This window comes from Halomonas halodenitrificans DSM 735, assembly GCF_000620045.1.
Lineage (GTDB): Bacteria > Pseudomonadota > Gammaproteobacteria > Pseudomonadales > Halomonadaceae > Halomonas > Halomonas halodenitrificans.
The window spans coordinates 298354-319140 of the sequence record NZ_JHVH01000001.1 but is presented as its reverse complement, the minus strand read 5'-3'; the positions used below and the strand labels follow the sequence as shown (position 1 = coordinate 319140).

Sequence of the window (20787 nt, the reverse complement as noted above, 5' to 3'; positions counted from 1 at the left end):
GCTGCTGAGTGCGTCAGCCGTTCTGTTCGATGCCCTGAACATGCCAGGGCGCGCCATCGCGGAGCTCGCGTGTCAGGTGCCAGGTCTCGTTGAACTCGTTGTGCTCGCCATTCTCGTCGAGGATGCCGTGGAAGATCACGCTGGCCTCGGCTTGCTGGCCCAGCTCCTGGACCATGCCCAGTTCGGCAAACAGGCGAACGACCTCGGTACGATTATTGGCCGGGTGCTACTTGCGCTCCTCGCGCAGCAGGTTGTAAAGCGCCGGCGTGACGTATTCCTGGATGCCGCTAAGGTCGTTATTGTCCCAGGCGCGCTGCAGGGTCATGAAGTGTTCCTTGGCACCGCCGAGGAAGCGGTCGCGGTCGAACCATTCGGGTTCGCTGGCGAAGGCGCCGCCGGCCGGGGCGGTGCTTGCCTGGAAGGGCTGGGCGGTGTCGCTGGCGGAGGATGTCTCGGCGGCCGGCGAGGGGCCACCCGCCATGGCCGTCCGGCGGCGCGCCAGCAGACGGAAGAGCAGGAAGGCGATGCCGGCCATCATCAGCATGTCCATCAGTCGCAACTCATCGAAGGCGCCGCCGAAGAACAGCGCGGCGAGCAGGCCCCCGGCGAGCAGTCCGCCGAGCATGCCGGGCATGCGTGACCCGGTGCGGCCCTGGCCGGCGCGAGAGCCCGTTGCCTGGCCCTGGGTAGCAGAGGGCTGCTGTTGCACGCTGCGTGATTGGCTGCCGAAGCTCTTGCCGCCACCCAGGCGGCGGGCCTCGGCGTCTTGTATCGCCGGCCCCAGGGTCAGCAGGCCGGCCACCAGGATGATCAGCAGGTGGCGTATCAGGGAGGTCTCGCGGAGTGTCGAAGTCATGGAAGTTTCGTCGATGGTTTGGTGGTGAGGCGATAATAGTGAGGGGTGGGAGATAAATAGTGAAGCGTGAATGATGAGTGGTGAGTCGCTACCGGCTATGCTGATGGGCGCCATGACCATTCATAGCACAAGGGAGTCGAGTGCCATGCGTCTGAAGCGTGAAGATAGCCTGTTGTTGATCGTCGACCTGCAGGCAGGGTTGTTGCCGGTGATCGAGTATGCCGATCAGGCAGTAAACGAGGCTGTCTGGCTGGGTGGCCTGGCCGAGACCATCGGGGTGCCGACATGGGTCACCGAACAGTATCCCGACGGGCTGGGTGGCAGCGAGCCCCGCCTGCTGGAGGCGCTCCCGAGCCATCGGCTATGGCAGAAGCTGACCTTCGACGCCTGCGCGACCCCCGAGTTCATGGCGGCACTCGAGCAGAGCGGCAAGCGTCAGGTGGTGCTGTGCGGCAGCGAGGCGCATATCTGCGTCATGCAGACCGGGCTCGGGCTGCTGGAGGCGGGCCTCGAGGTCTACTGGCTCAGCGAGGCCTGCGTCAGCCGCCGCTCCGCGGAAGCCCGTCTGGCCAGGGAGCGCATGGTGCAGGCAGGGGCCGTGGCGGTAAGCGCCGATATGGTGGCCTACGAATGGCTGCAGCGCTGCGACGACGAACGCTTCAAGCAGGCCCACCGCGACTTTCTCAAGGGGCGCTCCGCCCGCCCGCTGGTGTTTACCTGACCGGGGGCCGGGGACAGTCCCTGGCGGGACGGGGACGATGGCCGAGGTGGCCGAGGGACTGTCCTGGTGTTAGGCGGCGCCTTCGGGGCGGGTAAAGACCAGGGTGTCGCCTTCGCTTAGCGCCGGGTTATAGGCGTAGCCGGCGACATCGAAGTCCTTCAGCCCCTCCGGGTCGTCGAGTCGCTGACGAATCATCCAGGCCGCCATCAGGCCGCGGGCCTTCTTGGCGTAGAAGCTGATGATCTTGAGCTTGCCGTTCTTCTCGTCCTTGAACACCGGGGTGATCACCCGCGCCTCGAGGCGCCTGGTGTCGATGGCCTTGAAGTATTCATTGGAGGCGAGGTTGACCAGTACCGGGCTCCCGCTGGCCGCCACGGCGCGGTCGAGCTCGGCGGAAAGGGTTGCCTTCCAGAAGGCATAGAGGTCCTTGCCTGCGGAATTCCCCAGCTTGGTGCCCATCTCCAGGCGATAGGGCTGGATCAGGTCCAGGGGGCGCAGCAGGCCATAGAGCCCGGACAGGATGCGCAGGTGTTCCTGGGCGAAGGCGTTGTCATCATCGCTGAAGGCATCGGCCTCGAGGCCGACGTAGACGTCACCCTGGAAGGCCTGAGCGGCGGGCTTGGCGTTGTGCGGCGTAAAGGGAGTGTGCCATTCGCCGTAGCGGGCGGCGTTGAGGGCGGCCAGCTTGTCGCTGATGCCCATCAGCTCGGAGAGCCGCTGGGGTGAGTGGTCGCGCAGGATCTCGATCAGTTCCTGGCTGTGTTCGAGAAAATCCGGCTGGGTGTACAAGGCCGTGGTGGCCGGGGTCTCGAAATCCAGCTTCTTGGCGGGCGAGATCACGCTCAGCATGGGGCGCTCCTGATCCGATGGGTTAACAACGAGTATACCAATGCTGTCCCGCCCCATGGACTATCGAGGTGATAGTCGAGAGGCGGGGCGTCGGTCTCAGGGCGCGGGGTTGGAGTAGCGACGATGAACGTCCTCGATGGCCTCGAGTACCTCGCCGTCGAGGCGCAGGGACTCACTGGCCAGGTTGCTCTCCAGCTGTGCCATGCTGGTGGCGCCGATGATGTTGCTGGTCAGGAAGTCACGCGAGTTGACGAAGGCTAGTGCCATGCGTGCCGGATCCAGATCGGCGTTCCGGGCGATCCTCACGTATTCGGCGGTGGCGGCCTGGGCCTGGGGGTTGGTGTAGCGCTGGAAGCGCTCGAACAGGGTCAGGCGTGCCCCCTCGGGGCGAGCGCCATCGAGGTACTTGCCGGAGAGCATGCCGAAGGCCAGCGGTGAGTAGGCCAGTAGGCCCACCCGCTCGCGGTGCGCGATCTCGGCCAGGCCCACCTCGAAACTGCGGTTGAGCAGGTTATAAGGGTTCTGAACCGAGGCGACGCGTGGCAGGCCCTGGGTCTCGGCCAGGTGCAGGGCACGCATCACGCCCCAGGGGGTGTCGTTGGAGAGTCCGATGGCGCGTACCTTGCCGGCCTCCACCAGCTCCTTTAGAGCGGCCAGGGTCTCCTCCAGTGAGGTAGTGTCTTCCTCTTCGTCGTAGGCATAGCCCAGCTTTCCGAAGAAGTTGGCGTTCCGCTCCGGCCAGTGCAGCTGGTAGAGGTCGATATAGTCAGTCTGCAGCCGGGCGAGGCTTTCGTCGATGGCCTGGTGAAGGTGGTCGCGGCTCAATCGTGGGCCGCCACGAATATGGTCGGGGCCGGGCCCCGTCGCCTTGGTGGCAAGGATGATGTCGTCACGGCTGCCGCGGCGCTTCAGCCAGCTGCCGATATAGGCCTCGGTGCGCCCCTGGGTTTCCGCTACCGGTGGCACCGGGTACATCTCGGCGGTGTCGATGAAGTTGATGCCGAAGGCCACCGCACGGTCGAGCTGCTCGTGGGCCTCGGCCTCGCTGTTCTGTTCGCCAAAGGTCATGGTGCCCAGACAAAGGCGGCTGACCTCGATGCCTGTATCCCCCAGCGGTCGCGTCTGCATCCTGGCGTCCTCGTAAATCCTGAAAGTGAATCGGCATGGTAGTCAGGCACTGCCGGGGCGGCAAATCGCGAGGGTTGAGTCGGCGCAAAGGCGGGCGTATGCTGGCCGGCCGTTGCGCCCCGTGGAGCGGGGCTGGTTAGTCTTCAGACGCCGCGCACAGGGTGGTGCCGGGTGTCTTTTCTTGCGATACAGGATTCGGTAGAAGGCCATGACACAGGCTTCATCACTGTTCACACGGCTAGAGTACCGCCTGGCGGAGCAGCTCTTCCATACTCGCTGGCTGCCTCGTTCGCCGCGCACTCAACGCCTGACCATGCATCTCTTCCAGCGCTGCGCCGATGCCGGCCATCCGGCGGCACTCTCCACCTATGGTCATATGCTGTTCCATCGGGGTCGGACGCCCCAGGACAAGGCCCGTGGTGCGCGCTATGTGCTCGAAGCGGCCCATGCCGGTGATTCCCGTGCCCAGTATCAGGCGGGGCAGATCTACGAGAATGGTTGTGCCCTCTACCCGAGCCGTGACGACCATGCCGTGACCTGGTATGCCCGCGCCGGCGAGGCGGGCCACCCACTGGCCGCTCAGCGACTGGCGCGCGCCTACCGCGAGGGGCAGCTGGACCTGGCGGCGGATGCCGAGCGTGCCGCCCACTGGCAGCGCCTTGCCGACGAAGCCGCGGGTTTCGGTGAGGCGCTGGACAGCGTGGAAGACGAGACGCGACACTAACCCGCAAGGCGCCGACGCAATGGCGCCTCTTTCCTGTTTTCCGCCGCCAAGGATGCCCGCCTGCCGTGACGCTACCGACCCTGCTCGATATCGAGGCGTCCGGATTCGGGCGCGGCAGCTACCCCATCGAGGTGGGGTTGGCCCGCCCCGATGGCAGCAGCTGCGCCTTCCTGATTCAGCCTCTCGCCGAGTGGACCCACTGGGATCCCAAGGCCGAGTTGCTGCATGGCATCAGCCGTGCCCGCCTGCGGCGCGAAGGGTATCCGCTACGTCAGGTCGCGCAGTGGCTCAATGACGAACTCGGTGAGCTCAAGATCTGTTACAGCGACAGCTGGGGATACGACAACACCTGGTTATCGCTGCTCTTCCATCATGCCGGCATGCTGCCGGCTTTCCGCCTGGAGGCGCTACGCAAGTTGCTTAGCGAGGCGCAGCTGGAGCTGTGGAGCGCCACCAAGGAGGCCGTGATCGAGGAGCTGGGCATTCACCGGCACCGGGCCGGCGAGGATGCCCGGCTGTTGCAGCTCACCTATCAGCGCACCCGCGAACTGACCGGCGAGGCCTGACGTCGCGGGTCGACTCGGCGGGCCGAGTCAGCGAAGCCGGGCCAGACGGGCCTCCAGCCCATCCAGCAGGTCGAGAGGGTCCGCCGCATCGAGCAGCTCGCCCCGGGTGCGCGCATCGAGAAAGCCCTGCTCCACGGTATTGTCGAGGAAGCTCAGCAGCGGCGCATAGAAGCCCTCGCTGTCGAGCACGCCGATGGGTTTGTCATGAAGCCCCAGGTAGTGCCATGTCCAGGCTTCGAAGAATTCCTCCAGGGTGCCGATGCCGCCGGGCAGCATGATAAAGGCGTCGGCATGAGTCGCCATGCTGGCCTTTCGCTCGTGCATGTTGCGCACGCGAATCAGCTCGGTCAGGCCATGATGAGCCTGCTCGCGCTCCACCAGATGGTCGGGCATCACCCCGACTACCTTGCCACCGGCCGCCAGGGCGGCATCGGCCATGGCGCCCATCATGCCGATGCGGGCGCCGCCGTAGACCAGGGTGTGTCCACGTGCCGCCAGCGCATCGCCTAGCCGGCGGGCATGGGCCAGGTGCTGGGGGGCATGACCCTCGCGTGACCCCAGAAAGACGCAGAATCTCGACATGCTCTTCTCCTCGACAATGGTGTCCATCCTGGCGGGCCCGGTCTTGTCCTGCAACACCTTGAAGTATCACGATAAAGGGCGCCTGTTGGCGCCCTTTATTGTGGCGAAGGCCTGGCCTAGCGAACGGAGTCGGCGTCCCGCTTCATGGCATCGCGCATCAGCTTGACGCCGACAGCGGAGATACCGACCAGGCTGGCCACCAGGGCAATGCTTGCAACAACATAGATATCGACGTACATCAGGGGTTTCCTTTTTTTTGGGGGAATAGTGAGTGGTGGGTCGTGAATAGCGATATCAGGGCAGGGTGTCGGCGATGCCGTATTCGGCGTCCATCCACTGGCCGATGACATTGTTGCCACACAGGTGATGGGCATACTGGGTATGCAGGCAGCGTATCTGGTCCCAGTTGGCGATGCCGCCGATGCCGCGGGTCGTCAGCAGGCCGCTATAGCCGAGCCGGCTTATCTCGGCTTCCTGTGCCGGGCTCATGTGCCGCCAGCGTGTGTCGACATAGTCGCGATGACTGGCGTGGTAGGCGGCAAGCAGCTCGGGTTCCTCGCGCAGCCGGGCCTCGAGTCGCTTGATGGCCCCGTCGGCCTCGATGCGCGAGATCACCACCTTGAGATGCTCGGAGCTCAGCCAGTAGAGGGTCGGGAAAGGCTTGTCGTCGACGATCGGCGCCATGCGCAGCACCAGGGGGGTCCCCGCGCCGTCGGTGGCCGCCACGGCCTCGATGCCGCGGGGCGCGCGGCCCAGCTGCTCGGTGATGATCGCCAGCTGGCGAGGGTCGGGCGGATTATCGGTGTGGATCACCATCGTCGGGTTCTCGTAGAAACTTGTTGGACTCGCCTACGGCCAGGAAGAAGGCGCGATTCAGCTGTTCGGGGGTGGGTACGTAGCACCATTCCCGCTCGCAGTATTCTGCGGCCCGCGCGATCAGTGCGTCGTGGAGTCGGTTGAATGGCGCATCATAATCGTAGGGGTCATCACCGAACAAGCGGATATGCGGATAGTCGGCGAAGCGCTCGACAAAGTAGTGCAGCAGCTGCGCCTCCATGGCGCGGTGGCGGCCGATATCCTCGGGGTCCAGCCACAGGGTGTAGCGGATAGCCATGGCGAGCTCCTGTCGGTATGTGATCCGGTCGTTCCTCGGGCACTGGGACAGCCAGGAGAGGAGGCCGGCTCAGTCGCGGGCGATGGGTGCCAGGCGTCCGCCTGTCAGCTTGAGCAGGGCGTCGGGCGCCAGGCAGATTTCCAGGCCGCGACGGCCACCGCTGACATGGATCGTCGCGAGGGCGTCGGCGCTGACGTCGAGGAAGGTGGCGAGGCGCCGCTTCTGGCCCAGTGGGCTGATGCCGCCCACCACATAGCCGGTAGCCCGCTGGGCCTCATCGGCATCCGCCATCCTGGCCTTGCGGGCGTTGGCGGCGCGGGCCAGGGCCTTGAGGTCGAGCTGGTGCGATACCGGCACGATGGCCACCGCCAGGCGGCCGTCATCGAGCCTGGCCAACAGGGTCTTGAACACCTCGTCGGTAGACAGCGCCAGTGCCCGGGCCGCTTCCTCGCCATAGGCGGGGCTGCGAGCATCATGGGCGTATTCGGCCAGGGTGAAGGCGATACCGGCCTTCTCCAGCTGCTTGACGGCGGGGGTCATGCCTCGGCGGGCTCCTCGTGGACGTGTGCCTCCAGGGACTCACGCAGCTCACCCGTGATGGGGGTAGCCTGCTTGGCGTCGTGATCGAAGTGCACCATCACGGTGTGGCCCAGGTTGGTGAGCCGGCCATCCTGGTGTGCCTCCTGGCTGACGGTAAACGAGCTATTCCCCAGCCGCGAGATATAGGTGCGAATCTCGATTTCCTGCCCGTACTGCAGCTCGGCGCGATAGTCGACCTCCATGCGAGCCATGATCAGCCGCCACTTGCGTGGGTCCAGGTCCGGGGTGAACAGGCGGAAGAGGTCGTTGCGGGCCAGCTCGAACCAGGCCGGCAGCCGCGTATTGTTGATGTGACCCAGGGCGTCGGTATCGTAGAAGGCGGGCTCGACTTTACGGATAAACATCGGGTGTTTCCTCATGGTTATCTGGGGGTGCTCCAGACTGGGTAGCCTTGCGCCTATCAAGCGCTCGGTCAAGCCCTCGCCGCCCGCCGGGAACCCCGCCATGCCTGGAAGCGCGTCCAGCCAAGCAGCCACAGGGTGGCCACGGCGAAGCCCGTCAGCGTGCCCAGCGCCGGGCCCAGGGTGGGGTAGGTGAGGGAGACACACAAGGCATAGCTGAGCAGTGAACCCAGCCCCATCGGGTAGTGCTTGATCACCGTGGCCACCGGGCCGTGGCCGTGGGTAAGGTGAAGGATGACCAGGAAGGGATACATGGTGACCGGGAAGGCGGCCATCACGCCGGCCCAGGCCGCCGGCATCACATGGGCCAGGCCGGTGATGACGAAGATGATCGCGGCGGCGAGGAGGGCGCGTATCATCAGCGCCCCCCAGGAGAAGCGTCCGGCGGGTCGCGCGACGCTCTCCGGCACGTGGCGGTACCACCAGGTGAACAGGGCAATGGCGGCCAGGGTGGTCAGGGTGCCACTAAGGCGGTCGAACTCTATCCGCGTCAGTACCAGGCTCACCGCCAGGAAGGCCGCCAACCCCGCGGCGGTGCCGGCCAGTACGCCGGGCAGGCCCGGGCGACGCCCCGCCAGCAGGTAGCCGCCACCCAGCGCCAGGGTGGCGGTAAAGCCGGCCAGGGTGTGTACGGCGCTTTCGGCGGCGAAGCCGGGCGAGAGCTCCAGGCCGATAAAGAACAGTGCGATGGCGGTGCCCAGGGGGTAACCCGCCAGCAGGCCGGCGACCCGGGGGCTGACGCGCACGGCGATGGCGCCAAGCCCCAGCACCATGCCGATCGAGACCACAAGCTTGGCCAGCTGCCAGCCTAGGGGGACGTCCATAGCATTTTCCTTATCGTTGTGGCGCGGTCGTTTTCCTGACCGTGTCTCACCGGGCGTGAATCGGTCCATCATTGTCGCAGCTGCGAGGCCCCGATGGGGCACCCTGAGATTCCCACCTTCGTCGCATGGTTGGCCACCACGCCAGCCGTCATCACCCAGGCGCGTGCCCCTTGGCATGGGCGATATCCTGGGGCATGGTCGAGGGCCTGAGGCCGTCCCGGTCTTCCCAACGAGAGGAATGTTTGCATGGTGCATGACTTTGTCACGCCGGTGGAGCGGCGGTATCCGTCCGGCCACTGGCCCTCGCAGAAGTGGCATCGCTATGACGAGGAGGTGCTACCCCTCTGGGTGGCCGATATGGACTTCGTTTCGCCTCCGGTGGTGGCCGAGGCACTGCATGAGCGGGTCGACCACGGCATCTTCGGCTACGGGCTGGTGCCGGATTCGCTGCGCGAGGCGTTATGCGCCTGGAGTTCGACGCATTATGGCTGGAACATCGAGCCGGCGTGGCAGCACTGGCTACCCGGCGTGGTACCGGCACTGCATCTTGCCAGCCTGGCACTGACCGAGCCCGGCGACGGAGTGCTGACGGTCACGCCGATCTACCCGCCCTTCCTCAAGGTGGCCGAACACACCGGACGCACGCCCCAACAGGCGCCGATGCGCGAGCCGTTGTCATCGGAGGAGCCCTGGCGGCTCGATCTCGAGGCGCTGGAGGCGGCGATTACCCCGACGACGCGGCTGCTGCTGTGGTGCCATCCCCATAACCCCACCGGGCGGGTGTGGCGTCGTGATGAGCTGGCCGGGCTGGCCGAGCTGGTGGAGCGTCACGACCTCTATGTGGTCTCCGACGAACTGCACTGCGACCTGCTGCTGGACGCCGGTGCACACCACGAGCCCCTGGCGGCCGCCTTTCCGGCGCTGGCGGCCCGTACCATCACGCTCTGGGCGCCCTCCAAGACCTTCAATCTCGCCGGGCTGACCTCCGCCTGTGCGGTGATTCCCGATCCGTCGTTGCGCCGGCGCTTCGCGGCGACGGCGAAGGGCATGATGCCGGACGGCAATGTGTTGGGGCTGGTGGCCGCCGAGGCCGCCTATGCGAGGGGCGAGCCCTGGAGACAGGGGCTTCTCGAGGTGCTGCGCGGTCATCGGCAGACGCTGGAGGCGCGGGTGGCATGCTGGCCGAGGGTGGAGATGAGCCCGCCCGAGTCCACCTATCTGGCCTGGCTGGACCTGCGCCATGCCGGGCTGGGCGAGTGTCCCCAGAAGAAACTGCTGGAGCAGGCCGGGGTGGCACTTTCCGACGGTGCCGACTTCGGTCAGCCGGGGTTCGTCAGGCTGAACTTCGGCACCACCGCCGCCCAGCTGGAAACCGCGCTCTCCCGGCTCGATCGCGTTCTCAAGGCCTGAGGCCTATCCATCAATTAACGCGACTGCGGTATCGAATCGTAGGAGCCGAAGTTATCCGACCCAGGGGGCGCCGGTGTGTAACCGGTGCCCCCTGGGTCGGTGATTCATCAATCGCGCGGTGGTGGTGGGGATGGTATCGAGTCGCAGGCGTGGGATCAGTAAAGCATCGCAAAGAGCTTGCGGCGATAGCTGACCGTCAGCGGGTGGTCGGCGCCCAGGGCATCGAAGACCCGCAGCAGCGTCTTGCGGGCGGCATCGTCGCCATAGGCGCGGTCTGCCTTCATGAGGGCCAGCAGGCCCTCGAGGCCCGCCTCATAGTCGCCGTCGACGACGTGGCGCAAGGCACGCAGGTACATGGCCTCGCTGTCATCGCGCTCGCTCAGGGCCGCAACCTCCTCGGTGGAGGGCGCCTCTTCGCCGAACTCGATGCTGGCGCGCACTCCGCGGGCCGGGGCGGCGTTGCGTTCCTCCGGTGGCAGGTTGTCGAGCACGCTGCGGGCCTCGTCGGCCCGCTCCTCGGCGACCAGCGTGCGGGCCAGTTCCACCTGGTAGGAGGTGTGGTCCGGATACTGCTCGACCAGCTCCTGAAAGATGGCGCGGGCGCCGGCGGCATCGCCGGCGGCCAGGGCCTCGGCGGCCTGATCCTCGGGGCTGGCCGGGACGTCTTCCGGCGCCGGGAAGTAGCGCCCCAACCACTCGCGGATCTCCTTCTCGGGCAGGGCGCCCTGGAAGTGGTCGACCAATCCCCCTTGGCTGACGAGCTTGACGTCGGGTACCGAGCGTACGCCCAGCTGAGCGGCGATCTCCTGGTTCTCGTCGATATTGAGCTTGGCCAGGAGGAAGGCGCCCTGATATTCGTGGGCCAGCTTCTCCAGTATCGGCATCAGGTTCTTGCAGGGCTCGCACCAGGGGGCCCAGCAATCGAGCAGCACCGGCACCTGCATGGATAGCTCCAGCACCTGCTGGATGTTGCTGGCATCGACGTCGATGACGACCTCGGGTGCCTCGCCGGCTTCCATCTGAGCCGATGGCTGCTGGGCCTCCTGCGGGGCACTGGTATCGGCGGTGAGCGGCTCACCGGTACGTGGATCGACGATGGACATGATGGGATTCCCGAAAACGAGTGTGTTGTATCAGGACATGCGGGTGAAGGCCGGGAGATTCAAGGGGCGGTGTGTCCCCGGGCGATCTGCGCGTCTACCCGGGCGGACAGTGCCTTCATCCGGCGGATAATGGATAAAGAGATGGCGCGGGCCGGCTCAAGAGAGCTTTAGCCGTGGTTCCTCGAGTCCGCGAATACCATGAGGGGAAAGGTCAACGGCGAACAGGCTGCCGTCGGAGGCGCCGGGGGATGTCATGCCTTCCCGCGCCGTGGTGATGTAGAGCGTGCCAAGATCGCCGCCGCCAAACACCGGACACGACGGCTGAGATGCCGGCAACGCGACATGGGCGATCTCACGGCCCTGGGAGTCCAGTCGCGCCACACGCCCGGCGCCCCACAGGGCGACCCACAGGCAGCCCTCGGCGTCGATGACCGCGCCGTCCGGGCCGCCACCGGCATGGCGCAGATCCGCCCAGGGCTCCGGCGCTTCGACGCCGTCATCGGTACCCGCTGGCCAGCCTTCCGCGTCCAGCCGCCAGCGCATCACCCGGGCCGTGGGGGTGTCCGTGTAGTAGGCGTATTGGCCATCCGGAGAGAAGCAGATCGCATTGGGAATGCTCAGGTCACACCGCAGGCGGGTCAGTTCACCGCGATGCAGGCGATACAGGCTGCCCGCCCCCGGCTCGGCGTTGAGCCCCATGCTGGAAAGCCACAGGCTGCCATGGGTATCCACTCGCGCATCGTTGCTGCGGGTCAGGGGATTATCCGCCTCGAAGGGCAGGACAGTGTGGCTTTCGCCTGTCGTCGGGTCGAAACGCGCCAGCCGATCTTCCGCCACCAGCAGGTAGTCGCCATCGGCGGTCAGTGCCGCGTAAGAGGTCTTGCGCTCCAGCCGGCTTGTGCGATGTTGGCCGCCATCGGCGGCGGCACGATGCAGTTCGCCACCGAGGATATCCAGCCAGCGCACTTCGTTGCGGGCGGCGTCCCAGCCTGGCCCTTCACCCAGTTCGCAGGCCGAGGCCACCCTGACGTGTGCCTGGGCAAGGCAAGGGGATAATGACGCCTGGTTCATGATGCACTCCTTGTCCTGTCCGACCGACGAATCAATGGTCCGCCGCATTCCAGGCGGCGACCAGCTTGCGCGCCCGCTCGCCGACCTGGGCGGCGCTCGACCCCGGCGTATAGAGAGCGGTGCCGAGGCCGGCGCCGTGCACTCCCGCGGCACGCCATTCGGCGAAGTTGTCGACGCCGACACCGCCCACGGCGTAGAGCTCGGTAGCCGGAGGCAGGACCGCCTGCATGGCCTTCATGTTGGCGATGCCGACCTGACTCGCCGGGAACAGCTTGAGCCCCGATGCCCCCGCCGCAAGGGCGGCAAAGGCCTCCGTCGGCGTGACGATGCCGGGCATGGAGACCATTTCCAGGCGGCGAGACTCACGAATGACATCGGTATCCGCATTGGGCGAGACGATCAGGCGACCGCCGGCGGCGTGTACATCGCGTACCTGCTCGGCGGTCAGCACGGTGCCGGCGCCTATCAGGATTCCGTCGCCATGCGTTTCGGCGCAGTGACGCGCCAGCCTGGCGATGCTGTCCAGCGGCTCCGGCGAGTTGAGCGGCACTTCGATACGGGTGATGCCGGCGGCGATGACCTCATCGGCGATGGCGAGAATCTCGTCGGGCTTAACGCCGCGCAGGATGGCGACCAATGGCAGTGTCATGAGCAACCTCTTGTGTTGAACAGTCATGTCGAACAGGAAGTGAGGCCGCGCCTATCAGGGCGTAGCCGAGAGATGACGAATGTGCCCCAGCCCGGCGAGAACCATCTCCGCGTTGGCCTCCAGGCTGACCGCAAACCCCAGGTGTTCCAGCGCGATCTGATAGCGCCGGCACAGCGTTTCCTCGCCGATCAGCACCACCTGGCTGCCCGCCGGCAGGTCGGCCGTGGCGCCGGCCAGCTCCAGGCCCAGCACGAGGCCCGAGAGCCGAGCGCCGAGCCGGGCGCCGCGGGTATCATCCTGGGGCAGGCGCGTATCGAGCAGGTCCCGGGCGCGAATGCCGAACAGCTCCGCGCTCAGTTGTCCCGGCGCGGCGAGGGCGGCATCGAGCCCCGCCAGGAAGGCGGCACGCTGGGCGGCATCATCTGGATCGTCACCGCGCAGGGAGTGCTTCAAGACCGAGTCGTGTCGGAGCAGCTTGAAGAGTTCGCCGCTCATGAAGGTCGTAAAGCCGGCGATGTTGCCGTCTTCCAACCGTGCCCACTTGGCGTGGGTGCCCGGCAGGCAGACCGCGCCGCTGAAGGTCGCACGCTTGGCGATCAAGCCGGCGAGCTGGGTTTCCTCGCCGCGCATCACATCGAAGGCGTCATCGCCCAGGGAGTCCTGGTGCTGACAGAGCCCCGGTACGATCCGCACCCGGAGGCGCGAGTCCTGCGTGGTGACCGGCGCCAGCCGGCTGGCGAGGCGGTCGAGCAAGTCGCCGGGGGTGTCGTCCAAGCGCAGGTAGGCGGCCTCCACCCACCCCTGGCGTGAGCCGGCCATGCCGCAGACCAGCACCGGCAGGGGAGCCTCGCCGCTGGGCGGCAGCCAGTCGGCGATTACCTCCAGCAGCGCCCCCTCGAACGCCTCGGGTGCCAAGCCCAGCATGCCCCTGGGGCTGCCGGTCTGTGCGATGACGTGGTCATCCTCGTCCAACGCCCAGGCGCGCAGGTTGCTGGAGCCCCAGTCCACGGCGATCCAGGCGGGTGCGCCGTTCATACTCGCCCTCCGTCGACCACCATGGGCTGGCCGGTCATCATGCGCGACGCGGTAGACGCGAGGAACAGGCAGGGGTTGATCATGTCCTCCTCGGGAATCGCCTCCTTGAGGCACTGCTGGTCGATGCACTCATTGAGGTCCTTGTCGTTGACCCACAGCTCGCGCTGACGCTCGGTCATCACCCAGCCGGGGATCAGGCAGTTGACGCGGATGGCATCCGGCCCCAGCTCCCGGGCCAGGGCCTTGGTCAGCCCCATGATGCCGGCCTTGGCGGTGACATAGGTCGGGTAGCCGGAGAGCCCCAGCAGGTAGCTGTTGGAGGACAGGTTGATGATGGCGCCGCCGCCGAGCTGGCGCATGTCTGCCGCCACGGCCTGGGCGGTGAAGAACTGCGGGCGCAGATTGGTGGCGATGGACTCGTCCCACTGCTCCACGGTCCAGTCTTCCAGGCGATGGCGGGTGTCCCTGGCGGCGTTGTTGACCAGCACGCCGATGGGGCCGTGGGCCTCGCGCGCCTGGGCGACGGCCCCACGCAGTGCCTCGATGTCCTGGATATCGCACTGGATGAACAGCGGGCGGCTCGCGTACTTCGCCTCCATGGCGTCGCAGAAGCCCGTGGCATCGGAGAGGCCGACGAAAGCGACGCGGGCGCCCTGGGCGAGGAAGCCCTCGGTCAGGATGGCACCGATACCGGAGCCGCCGCCGGTGATGAAGACGCTGGCGCCATCCAGGTCCGGATAACGAAAGTCTGGGAAGGAAAAGGCCATGGTGTCTCTACTCCAGGGGGAATGTTGTTCGGTCGTGGCTTACCACTCGGCAACGGAGCCGTCTTCATGGGTCCACACCGGGTTGCGCCAGCGATGGCCGACCTTGGCACGCTCCTCGACGAAGGCCTCGTCGATCTCCACGCCCAGGCCCGGGCCCTGGGGAATGGCGCAGAAGCCGTCCTCGATTGCCAGGGCGCTCTTGTCGACCACATAGTCGAGGACGTCGTTGTCCTGGTTGTAGTGGATGCCCATGCTCTGCTCTTGAATGAAGGCGTTGTGACTCACCGCGTCCAGCTGCAGGGAGGCGGCCAGCGTCAGCGGGCCGAGCGGGCAGTGAGGCGCCAGCGCGACATCGTGGGCAGATGCCAGGGTGGCGATCTTCAGGCCTTCGCTGATGCCGCCGCAGTGAGACAGGTCCGGCTGGACGATATCCACCATGCCCTCCGCGAGCAGGTCGCGGAACTGGAAGCGCGTATGCAGCCGCTCGCCGGTCGCCAGCGGATAGCCGATGCCCTCGGCGATATGCTTCAGGCTGGGCAGGTGCTCCGGCGCCACCGGCTCCTCGACGAACATCGGATGAAACGGCTCGAGTTCCCGCAGCAGCACCTTGGCCATGGGGCGGTGCACGCGACCGTGAAAGTCGATGCCTATCCCCACGTCGGGTCCTACCGCATCCCGGGCTTCGGCCACCCGGGCCACCGCATCATCGACCTTCTTGTGGGAGTCGACGATGGCGAGCTCCGGCGTGCCGTTCATCTTGAAGGCGGTGAAGCCCTGGTCCACCAGTGCCTTGGCGCCTGCGCCCACATCCGAAGGGCGGTCGCCGCCGGTCCAGGCGTACATGCGCATCTTGTCGCGCACCGGGCCGCCAAGCAGCTGGTGCACCGGCACGCCAAGGTCGCGCCCCTTCAGGTCCCACAGCGCCTGATCGATGCCGGCGATGGCGGACATCAGGATCGGGCCGCCGCGATAGAAGCCGGCGCGATACATGACATTCCACAGGTGTTCGATATGTCGCGGATCCTGGCCGACCAGGTAGTCGGAGAGTTCGTGTACCGCCGCTTCCACGGTGGCGGCGCGACCCTCGATCACCGGTTCGCCCCAGCCGTAGCAGCCTTCGTCGGTTTCGATCTTGAGGAACAGCCAGCGCGGCGGCACCTGCCAGGTCTTGAGTCGTGTGATCTTCATGAAGAGTTCCTTGTAGGGAAAGTGAGGGAAGGAGAGGGCGTTGTTGCTGTGTCAGTTGCTGTGACCGCCGCTGAGACAGTTGCTGAGATCGCTATTGAGATATCTGCTGGGATAGCGAGGTCGGGCGCCGGAGGCGACGCTCCCCGTTATCGATATTCAGGTCGTCGGCCGTGCGCGCCAACACGCGTTCGGTGGCCTCGCGTGCCGCCTCCGGCTGGCGCAGGCGGATGGCCTCGAAGACGCGATAATGGCGATCCAGGCTATCGTTCAGCGAGGGGGCGTTATGTTGCGAATAATGAATCAGGGCCACGATCGAGGGGCGCAGCAATAGCCCCATCTGGCGCCAGACCAGGTTATGGCTGGCCTGATAGATGGCCTCATGGAAGGCCACGTCGTGGTTGGCGTGTTCCTCGCGCCGCGCCGGGTCCGCGGCGCTGTCGCGCATGTCGTCGAAGGCCGACTCGATGCGCGCCAGGTCCTGGGCATCGGCGGCCAGCGCGGCCAGCTCGCTGACGAAGGGCTCGACGGACAGGCGAAAGGTAAAGATTTCCCGGACCAGCTGCGGATGGGGGGAATCGAGCCCCGCCATCCACTCGCTCATCCGCGGGTCGAGCAGGTGCCAGTTCTCGATGTCGCATACCACCGTCCCCCTCCCGGCGACCCGCTCGATCAAGCCTCGGCTGCTGAGGCCGGCCAGCGCATTGCGCACGCGGTTGCGGCTGATCGAGAAGTGTTGGCACAGGTCCAGCTCGCGGGGGAAGGTGTCACCGCTCGCCCATTTGCCCGCCAGGATCGCGTGTGCCAGCGTTGTCGCCAAGGCCTTGGCGCCTTCGGAGCCAGAGGATGACGGAATATCGGACAAGCGGTTCATGACGAGTGCTCCCTGAATATCTGATGATGCTTCATGTATATCAGACAATTATACAGGCCTTAAATAAAGCTGATGTAGATGCCGATGACCAGTATCAGCAGCCCCAGCCCGGCATACTTCGCTCCTGTCCAGGGCGTCATGTCGATGGCCTTCACGTCTTCCTGCACCCAGGGCTGGGCGCGCGGTGCATACTTGCCGAAGGCCAGCATCATCACCACCAGAGCCACCAGCACGCTGAGCTCCGGCCAGCACCCCTTGTCCATCGCTGACGGCATTCAGGCCGAAGTAGACGATCAACATGCCCCCCGGCCAGCAGACCGATGCCGTTCAGGGTGTCGGAGATGGCGATCGAGCGCAGCCCGCCGAATAGCGCATAGATGGAGCCGCCTACGCCCACGGCGATGATCGTGCCGACCAACAGGACCTGCGTCGACTCGATCCCGGTGAGGGTCTGGAGGTCGAGCAACCCGATCAGCCCCAGGGCCCCGGAGTAGAGGATGCTCGGCAGCAGGATCACCGCGTAGGCGACCATGAACATGACGTTGGCGATCAACTGGGTGGTGCGATCGAAGCGCAGCGCCAACAGCTCCGGGATCGTGGTGATACCACTCTTCAAGAAGCGCGGCAGGAAGAACAGCGCTGCGGCCACCAGTGCAACCACCGCCACGACCTCCCAGGCCATGACCGACAGGCCGTCGGTGAAGGCGGCGTCGTTCAGGCCCACCATCTGCTCCGTCGAGAGGTTGGTCATCAGCAGCGAACCGGCGATGATCGGAAAGGTCAGGCTGCGCCCCGCCAGGAAGAAGCCTGTGGAGTGTTGGTGATCATCGTGTCGGGTCATCCGCCAGGTGGTGAAGGCCACCAGGGCGGTGAAAAAGACGAATGAAATCAGGGTTAAGGCATTCATGGGTTGTCTTTGTCCTGGACGCAAGCAGCGACTCTAGAGGGTAGTGCACGTCAGTGTAGCCAACCAAAGGACCGACACCATTATATATTTGTCTTACATTTTGTGATTAATGTCCAGGTTGATGATGTCTCGACTCATGATCGGCCCCGAGCCATCGCGCTGTCAGGCTAGCGACGATCGCCCTGGGGATTAGGTGGGCTGAGTGGGGAGAGTGGACGTGGGCGGCGGCGGGAGAGTAGCATTGAGTGATCACTCAAGTTGCGTTGCTACGCTGAAATCATGGGACGCCACTATGTCTCGCACCACACTGCATGACCGGCAAGACTCTCTGGAGCGTGCCCTGGGACTATTCTGGCGCAAGGGGTTTCATGCCACCTCGCTGAAGGATATCGAGGGCGCCCTGGATATGCGTCCGGGGAGTATCTATGCCGCCTTCGGCAGCAAGGGTCAGCTATTCCAGGAGGCGCTGGAGCGTTATGCCCGCCTGGCGCTGGCTGAGCTCGAGCGTGTCCTGGCGTCTCATGAATCACTGCTGGCCGGGTTGGCCGCTTACCTGCGCCAGCTGGGTGGGCTCTGCGATCACGAAGCACCCAGTCGTGCCTGCATGCTGGTCAAGAGTCTGCTGGAGCTGGGGGAGCAGGAGCGGGTCGCCCGGGGCAAGGCCGAGGCGCTGCTCGCCGGGATGGAGGCGCGCTTTATTGCCTGCTTCGCCAAGGCGCAGGAGGCAGGCGAGCTGGACCCGCGGCTCGACCCCGTCCGGCTGGGCCGACGCTTGCAGGCCGAGGTGATGGGGCTGCGCTCCTTCGCCCAGCGCGATATCGAGAGTGCGGCCGTCCATGCCGTGGCCGAGGATATGGCCGCCTCCCTGGAGGCGCTTCGCTCCTCTACCGCCTGACCCTTCCAGGCGTGGCCCAGTGAATGGATATGATGCCTTCACTGGGCCACGCTGTGTCGCTCGATATCCAGGCTTCTTGGCCTTAGATATGGCGGGTCAGAAGAGCGTCGAAGTTTTCCTTGGGCTGCACGCCGCTGAGTGCTTCGAGCCTTTCCCCACCCTTGAACAACATCACGGTAGGCAGGCCGCGCACGCCGTTCTGAGCGGCAAGGCCCGGCGCCTCGTCGACGTTGAGTGTCACCACCTTGAGGGCCTCCCCCCGCTCCTCGGCGATGGATTCGACCACCGGGTCGAGTATCTTGCAGGGCGCGCACCATGGTGCCCAGAACTTGATCAGCACCGGTGTCTGGCTTTCCACGACCTCTTTGGTATAGCTGCTCTCATCGACCGCTGTCAGGTGTTGCATATCGTTTTCCTCTTCAGCTTGCCTTGTGCCACTCGAATTTCTGGAAGGGCTTGTCGATCGGCGTCTCGGCAAGGTGGTTGGTGTAGTTGCTCATGACCTTCTGGGCACAGGCCAGGACCACCTCGAGGATCTGACGCCTGGTGAAGCCCGCCTCCAGAAACGATTGAATGGCGGCGTCGTCGACGTTGCCACGCCCGCGTACCACGGCAAGCGTGAAGTCGCGCAAGGCTTCCAGGCGTTCCGTGGGCAGCGGCGTCTCGTTGCGCAGGGCATCGGTGATGGCATCGTCGATCTTCATGCTCTTGGCAATGCCGGTATGGGCAGGCACGCAGTAGTGGCATTCATGCTCCACGTTGATGGTTTGCCACACCACGGTCACTTCGTCGTCGTTGAAGCTGCTGTCCAGGAACAGCTGATGGAGCCGCTGATACCCTTCCAGCAGTCCGGGCGCCTCCGCCATCACGGCGTGGAGCCCCGGCACCATGCCGAAGGCCTGGATGGAATTATCGAGTAGCGGCTGGCTGTCCGCCGGTGCGCTTTGCTGGTCGTGAAGAGTGAATTCGGTCATGGAATGACTCCTTCAAGCGAGAACAGGGCTGCCAGATGGCAGCATAGGGTGACGCCGATGATTTTTGAGTGATCGCTCAAAAAAGGGCGAGAAAAGCCCTCGGCGTGCTGACGACATCACCCTAAATCATTTTGAGTGATCGCTCAAATGTTGGTGTGACGTTCTCGGTTAGCCCTGCGGGGCATGATTGTGCGCCTGGCAGAGCCTCGGCATCGCTGTTGGCTTAAGGCATCCGCCGGATGATCGGCACGAAAAAAGCCGACTCCCCTAGGAATCGGCCTTCTCGGAATATGGGTAGCGGGGACCGCTGGTTCTGAAGCGAGAGGGAACCGATGACCGCCGGGTGATCGGCACGAAAAAAGCCGACTCCCCTAGGAATCGGCCTTCTCGAAATATGGGTAGCGGGGACCGCCGGTTCTGAAACAAGAGCGAACCGATGACCGCCGGGTGATCGACACGAAAAAAGCCGACTCCCGTAGGAATCGGCTTTCTCTGAATATTGGTAGCGGGGACCGGATTTGAACCGATGACCTTCGGGTTATGAGCCCGACGAGCTACCAGACTGCTCCACCCCGCATCAATGTAGGGCGCATTCTACACGGGATTCACCTTTAGTCAAGGGTTGACGTCAAACGCTCGTCCCTCATGCCTTCCTTGCGCCATACTGCCCTTGGCTTGTTATCGGTTTGATGAGCTGACTGATATCAAGGCGCCGCCGCCAGGCCTGGTCGGGGCGCAGTGTCATCATTTTCTTCAGGGGGATAAATATGGCCAACTCATCACGCGTTGCTTGGGTCACCGGTGGTACCGGCGGTATCGGTAGTGCGATCTGCCGTTCACTGGCCGCTGAGGGCTATAAGGTAGTGGCCGGTTATCACAACCCGGAGAAGGCCAAGGCCTGGCTCGAGGAGCAGAAGGCCGCCGGCTTCGACAACATCGACATCGCCGGGGTCGACCTGGTCGATTACGATGCCTGCGTTAAGGGCGTCAAGGAGATCGAGGAGAAGCACGGGTCCATCGCCGTGCTGGTCAACTGTGCTGGCATCACTCGTGATGGCACCATGAAGAAGATGAGTACCGATCAGTGGCATGAGGTCATCGATACCAACCTGAACAGCGTCTTCAATACCTGTCGTAGCGTGATAGAGGGCATGCTCGGCCAGCAGTATGGCCGCATCATCAATATCTCCTCGATCAATGGCCGCAAGGGGCAGTTCGGTCAGGTGAACTATGCCGCCGCCAAGGCGGGGATGCATGGCCTGACCATGTCCCTGGCCCAGGAGACTGCCACCAAGGGCATCACCGTGAACACCGTGTCGCCGGGCTATATCGCCACCGACATGATCATGAATATTCCGGAGAAGGTGCGCGAGTCGATCCGTGAAACCATTCCGGTCAAGCGTTATGGCAAGCCCGAGGAGATCGGTCGCCTGGTGGCCTATCTGGCCGACGAGGAGTCCGGTTTTATTACCGGCGCCAATATCGACATCAATGGCGGCCAGTTCATGGGCTGATGCGGACCGTTTCCCGTGTATAGCGGGGCGGCGCACAA

27 protein-coding genes, 1 tRNA gene and 1 pseudogene are annotated in these 20787 nt (G+C 65.0%); 6 read left to right on the top strand and 23 right to left on the bottom strand.

Annotated features, from left to right (window positions below):
* Positions 1–13: 13 nt before the first annotated feature.
* Together Q358_RS19070 and Q358_RS16305 are read right to left on the bottom strand one after the other, a co-directional pair.
* The gene (locus Q358_RS19070; RefSeq protein WP_342665537.1) at positions 14–175 is read right to left on the bottom strand and encodes a hypothetical protein; all 162 of its coding nucleotides are present in this window, start codon (positions 173–175) and stop codon (positions 14–16) included.
* Between the two features lie 51 nt (positions 176–226).
* Positions 227–856: a TIM44-like domain-containing protein gene (locus Q358_RS16305; protein ID WP_342665536.1), complete on the bottom strand. Its 630-nt coding sequence runs from the start codon at positions 854–856 to the stop codon at positions 227–229.
* Between the two features lie 145 nt (positions 857–1001).
* Here Q358_RS16305 and Q358_RS0101555 point away from each other — a divergent pair, with 145 nt between their 5' ends.
* The gene (locus Q358_RS0101555; RefSeq protein WP_027960428.1) at positions 1002–1577 is read left to right on the top strand and encodes an isochorismatase family protein; all 576 of its coding nucleotides are present in this window, start codon (positions 1002–1004) and stop codon (positions 1575–1577) included.
* Positions 1578–1646: 69 nt separating this feature from the next.
* Here the strand turns inward: Q358_RS0101555 and yaaA are convergent, their stop codons facing one another.
* Positions 1647–2426, bottom strand: coding sequence for a peroxide stress protein YaaA (yaaA, locus tag Q358_RS0101550; RefSeq protein ID WP_027960427.1), 780 nt, complete (start codon positions 2424–2426; stop codon positions 1647–1649).
* Positions 2427–2522: 96 nt separating this feature from the next.
* Entirely contained in the window at positions 2523–3554 is a 1032-nt protein-coding gene (locus Q358_RS0101545; protein ID WP_027960426.1) for an NADP(H)-dependent aldo-keto reductase, read from the bottom strand.
* A 208-nt stretch (positions 3555–3762) separates the two neighbouring features.
* Between Q358_RS0101545 and Q358_RS0101540 the strand changes: the two genes are divergently transcribed.
* Both Q358_RS0101540 and Q358_RS0101535 read left to right on the top strand, forming a co-directional pair.
* A complete protein-coding gene (locus Q358_RS0101540; RefSeq protein ID WP_027960425.1) occupies positions 3763–4278 on the top strand; it encodes a tetratricopeptide repeat protein in 516 nt (171 codons plus the stop codon).
* A 65-nt stretch (positions 4279–4343) separates the two neighbouring features.
* The gene (locus tag Q358_RS0101535) at positions 4344–4844 is read left to right on the top strand and encodes a 3'-5' exonuclease (protein ID WP_027960424.1); all 501 of its coding nucleotides are present in this window, start codon (positions 4344–4346) and stop codon (positions 4842–4844) included.
* Between the two features lie 27 nt (positions 4845–4871).
* On the opposite strand, the gene Q358_RS0101530 is transcribed toward Q358_RS0101535, so the two are convergent.
* The 7 genes from Q358_RS0101530 to Q358_RS0101500 all read right to left on the bottom strand — a co-directional run bounded on the left by Q358_RS0101530 (position 4872) and on the right by Q358_RS0101500 (position 8365).
* Positions 4872–5426, bottom strand: a complete 555-nt coding sequence (locus tag Q358_RS0101530; RefSeq protein ID WP_027960423.1) for an LOG family protein — start codon at positions 5424–5426, stop codon at positions 4872–4874.
* Between the two features lie 116 nt (positions 5427–5542).
* Positions 5543–5665: a hypothetical protein gene (locus Q358_RS19020; RefSeq protein WP_281172951.1), complete on the bottom strand. Its 123-nt coding sequence runs from the start codon at positions 5663–5665 to the stop codon at positions 5543–5545.
* Between the two features lie 55 nt (positions 5666–5720).
* Complete coding sequence (locus Q358_RS0101520; RefSeq protein WP_027960422.1) at positions 5721–6242, bottom strand: DUF501 domain-containing protein; 522 nt, start codon at positions 6240–6242, stop codon at positions 5721–5723.
* Complete coding sequence (locus tag Q358_RS0101515) at positions 6223–6540, bottom strand: hypothetical protein (protein ID WP_027960484.1); 318 nt, start codon at positions 6538–6540, stop codon at positions 6223–6225. Before Q358_RS0101515 ends, Q358_RS0101520 begins: the two co-directional genes overlap by 20 nt.
* 69 nt (positions 6541–6609) lie before the next feature.
* Positions 6610–7080, bottom strand: coding sequence for a Cys-tRNA(Pro) deacylase (gene ybaK / locus Q358_RS0101510; protein WP_027960421.1), 471 nt, complete (start codon positions 7078–7080; stop codon positions 6610–6612).
* Positions 7077–7484, bottom strand: a complete 408-nt coding sequence (locus tag Q358_RS0101505; RefSeq protein WP_027960420.1) for an acyl-CoA thioesterase — start codon at positions 7482–7484, stop codon at positions 7077–7079. The genes ybaK and Q358_RS0101505 overlap by 4 nt, the downstream gene beginning before the upstream one ends.
* Positions 7485–7552: 68 nt before the next feature.
* Positions 7553–8365, bottom strand: a complete 813-nt coding sequence (locus Q358_RS0101500) for a hypothetical protein (protein ID WP_027960419.1) — start codon at positions 8363–8365, stop codon at positions 7553–7555.
* Positions 8366–8611: 246 nt separating this feature from the next.
* Between Q358_RS0101500 and Q358_RS0101495 the strand changes: the two genes are divergently transcribed.
* Positions 8612–9775: a MalY/PatB family protein gene (locus Q358_RS0101495; RefSeq protein WP_027960418.1), complete on the top strand. Its 1164-nt coding sequence runs from the start codon at positions 8612–8614 to the stop codon at positions 9773–9775.
* Between the two features lie 155 nt (positions 9776–9930).
* Here Q358_RS0101495 and Q358_RS0101490 read toward each other — a convergent pair whose 3' ends face one another.
* The 9 genes and pseudogenes from Q358_RS0101490 to Q358_RS16295 all read right to left on the bottom strand — a co-directional run.
* A complete protein-coding gene (locus Q358_RS0101490) occupies positions 9931–10878 on the bottom strand; it encodes a tetratricopeptide repeat protein (RefSeq protein ID WP_027960417.1) in 948 nt (315 codons plus the stop codon).
* 156 nt (positions 10879–11034) lie between these two features.
* Positions 11035–11949, bottom strand: a complete 915-nt coding sequence (locus Q358_RS0101485; RefSeq protein ID WP_027960416.1) for an SMP-30/gluconolactonase/LRE family protein — start codon at positions 11947–11949, stop codon at positions 11035–11037.
* Positions 11950–11980: 31 nt separating this feature from the next.
* Entirely contained in the window at positions 11981–12598 is a 618-nt protein-coding gene (locus Q358_RS0101480) for a 2-dehydro-3-deoxy-6-phosphogalactonate aldolase (RefSeq protein WP_027960415.1), read from the bottom strand.
* A gap of 54 nt (positions 12599–12652) precedes the next feature.
* On the bottom strand, positions 12653–13633 hold the full coding sequence (locus Q358_RS0101475; protein WP_027960414.1) for a 2-dehydro-3-deoxygalactonokinase: 981 nt from the start codon (positions 13631–13633) through the stop codon (positions 12653–12655).
* Positions 13630–14400, bottom strand: coding sequence for an SDR family NAD(P)-dependent oxidoreductase (locus Q358_RS0101470; RefSeq protein WP_027960413.1), 771 nt, complete (start codon positions 14398–14400; stop codon positions 13630–13632). The genes Q358_RS0101475 and Q358_RS0101470 overlap by 4 nt, the downstream gene beginning before the upstream one ends.
* A 39-nt stretch (positions 14401–14439) precedes the next feature.
* Positions 14440–15588: a galactonate dehydratase gene (gene dgoD, locus Q358_RS0101465; RefSeq protein ID WP_027960412.1), complete on the bottom strand. Its 1149-nt coding sequence runs from the start codon at positions 15586–15588 to the stop codon at positions 14440–14442.
* Positions 15589–15679: 91 nt separating this feature from the next.
* The gene (locus Q358_RS16300) at positions 15680–16459 is read right to left on the bottom strand and encodes a FadR/GntR family transcriptional regulator (protein ID WP_043487451.1); all 780 of its coding nucleotides are present in this window, start codon (positions 16457–16459) and stop codon (positions 15680–15682) included.
* 59 nt (positions 16460–16518) lie between these two features.
* Positions 16519–16692, bottom strand: a complete 174-nt coding sequence (locus Q358_RS18905; protein WP_245598252.1) for a hypothetical protein — start codon at positions 16690–16692, stop codon at positions 16519–16521.
* 7 nt (positions 16693–16699) lie between these two features.
* A pseudogene (locus Q358_RS16295) lies at positions 16700–17366 on the bottom strand (sodium:solute symporter family transporter); the annotation flags it as partial.
* Between the two features lie 292 nt (positions 17367–17658).
* Between Q358_RS16295 and Q358_RS0101450 the strand changes: the two are divergent.
* On the top strand, positions 17659–18261 hold the full coding sequence (locus tag Q358_RS0101450; RefSeq protein ID WP_027960411.1) for a TetR/AcrR family transcriptional regulator: 603 nt from the start codon (positions 17659–17661) through the stop codon (positions 18259–18261).
* An 82-nt stretch (positions 18262–18343) separates the two neighbouring features.
* On the opposite strand, the gene trxA is transcribed toward Q358_RS0101450, so the two are convergent.
* The 3 genes from trxA to Q358_RS0101435 form a co-directional block, all read right to left on the bottom strand.
* Positions 18344–18667: a thioredoxin gene (gene trxA / locus Q358_RS0101445; RefSeq protein ID WP_027960410.1), complete on the bottom strand. Its 324-nt coding sequence runs from the start codon at positions 18665–18667 to the stop codon at positions 18344–18346.
* A gap of 13 nt (positions 18668–18680) precedes the next feature.
* A complete protein-coding gene (locus tag Q358_RS0101440) occupies positions 18681–19235 on the bottom strand; it encodes a carboxymuconolactone decarboxylase family protein (protein WP_027960409.1) in 555 nt (184 codons plus the stop codon).
* A 500-nt stretch (positions 19236–19735) separates the two neighbouring features.
* A tRNA-Met gene (locus Q358_RS0101435) sits at positions 19736–19812 on the bottom strand.
* A gap of 190 nt (positions 19813–20002) precedes the next feature.
* On the opposite strand from Q358_RS0101435, the gene phbB reads away from it, so the two are divergent.
* Positions 20003–20749 (top strand): acetoacetyl-CoA reductase, encoded by a 747-nt coding sequence (gene phbB, locus Q358_RS0101430; protein ID WP_027960408.1) that lies wholly within the window; start codon positions 20003–20005, stop codon positions 20747–20749.
* Positions 20750–20787 lie beyond the last annotated feature (38 nt).

What these genes read in the sequence shown, in the direction of transcription:
- Q358_RS16305 (WP_342665536.1), bottom strand. Translation starts at nt 856, where the DNA reads ATGACTTCGACACTCCGCGAGACCTCCCTGATACGCCACCTGCTGATC.
- Q358_RS0101485 (WP_027960416.1), bottom strand. Translation starts at nt 11,949, where the DNA reads ATGAACCAGGCGTCATTATCCCCTTGCCTTGCCCAGGCACACGTCAGG.
- Q358_RS0101490 (WP_027960417.1), bottom strand. Translation starts at nt 10,878, where the DNA reads ATGTCCATCGTCGATCCACGTACCGGTGAGCCGCTCACCGCCGATACC.
- Q358_RS0101540 (WP_027960425.1), top strand. Translation starts at nt 3,763, where the DNA reads ATGACACAGGCTTCATCACTGTTCACACGGCTAGAGTACCGCCTGGCG.
- Q358_RS0101440 (WP_027960409.1), bottom strand. Translation starts at nt 19,235, where the DNA reads ATGACCGAATTCACTCTTCACGACCAGCAAAGCGCACCGGCGGACAGC.
- Q358_RS0101495 (WP_027960418.1), top strand. Translation starts at nt 8,612, where the DNA reads ATGGTGCATGACTTTGTCACGCCGGTGGAGCGGCGGTATCCGTCCGGC.
- Q358_RS0101470 (WP_027960413.1), bottom strand. Translation starts at nt 14,400, where the DNA reads ATGGCCTTTTCCTTCCCAGACTTTCGTTATCCGGACCTGGATGGCGCC.
- Q358_RS0101545 (WP_027960426.1), bottom strand. Translation starts at nt 3,554, where the DNA reads ATGCAGACGCGACCGCTGGGGGATACAGGCATCGAGGTCAGCCGCCTT.
- yaaA (WP_027960427.1), bottom strand. Translation starts at nt 2,426, where the DNA reads ATGCTGAGCGTGATCTCGCCCGCCAAGAAGCTGGATTTCGAGACCCCG.
- Q358_RS0101505 (WP_027960420.1), bottom strand. Translation starts at nt 7,484, where the DNA reads ATGTTTATCCGTAAAGTCGAGCCCGCCTTCTACGATACCGACGCCCTG.
- Q358_RS0101520 (WP_027960422.1), bottom strand. Translation starts at nt 6,242, where the DNA reads ATGGTGATCCACACCGATAATCCGCCCGACCCTCGCCAGCTGGCGATC.
- ybaK (WP_027960421.1), bottom strand. Translation starts at nt 7,080, where the DNA reads ATGACCCCCGCCGTCAAGCAGCTGGAGAAGGCCGGTATCGCCTTCACC.
- Q358_RS0101530 (WP_027960423.1), bottom strand. Translation starts at nt 5,426, where the DNA reads ATGTCGAGATTCTGCGTCTTTCTGGGGTCACGCGAGGGTCATGCCCCC.
- dgoD (WP_027960412.1), bottom strand. Translation starts at nt 15,588, where the DNA reads ATGAAGATCACACGACTCAAGACCTGGCAGGTGCCGCCGCGCTGGCTG.
- Q358_RS0101555 (WP_027960428.1), top strand. Translation starts at nt 1,002, where the DNA reads ATGCGTCTGAAGCGTGAAGATAGCCTGTTGTTGATCGTCGACCTGCAG.
- Q358_RS16300 (WP_043487451.1), bottom strand. Translation starts at nt 16,459, where the DNA reads ATGAACCGCTTGTCCGATATTCCGTCATCCTCTGGCTCCGAAGGCGCC.
- Q358_RS0101515 (WP_027960484.1), bottom strand. Translation starts at nt 6,540, where the DNA reads ATGGCTATCCGCTACACCCTGTGGCTGGACCCCGAGGATATCGGCCGC.
- Q358_RS0101500 (WP_027960419.1), bottom strand. Translation starts at nt 8,365, where the DNA reads ATGGACGTCCCCCTAGGCTGGCAGCTGGCCAAGCTTGTGGTCTCGATC.
- Q358_RS0101480 (WP_027960415.1), bottom strand. Translation starts at nt 12,598, where the DNA reads ATGACACTGCCATTGGTCGCCATCCTGCGCGGCGTTAAGCCCGACGAG.
- Q358_RS19070 (WP_342665537.1), bottom strand. Translation starts at nt 175, where the DNA reads ATGGTCCAGGAGCTGGGCCAGCAAGCCGAGGCCAGCGTGATCTTCCAC.
- Q358_RS0101450 (WP_027960411.1), top strand. Translation starts at nt 17,659, where the DNA reads ATGTCTCGCACCACACTGCATGACCGGCAAGACTCTCTGGAGCGTGCC.
- Q358_RS19020 (WP_281172951.1), bottom strand. Translation starts at nt 5,665, where the DNA reads ATGTACGTCGATATCTATGTTGTTGCAAGCATTGCCCTGGTGGCCAGC.
- Q358_RS0101475 (WP_027960414.1), bottom strand. Translation starts at nt 13,633, where the DNA reads ATGAACGGCGCACCCGCCTGGATCGCCGTGGACTGGGGCTCCAGCAAC.
- trxA (WP_027960410.1), bottom strand. Translation starts at nt 18,667, where the DNA reads ATGCAACACCTGACAGCGGTCGATGAGAGCAGCTATACCAAAGAGGTC.
- phbB (WP_027960408.1), top strand. Translation starts at nt 20,003, where the DNA reads ATGGCCAACTCATCACGCGTTGCTTGGGTCACCGGTGGTACCGGCGGT.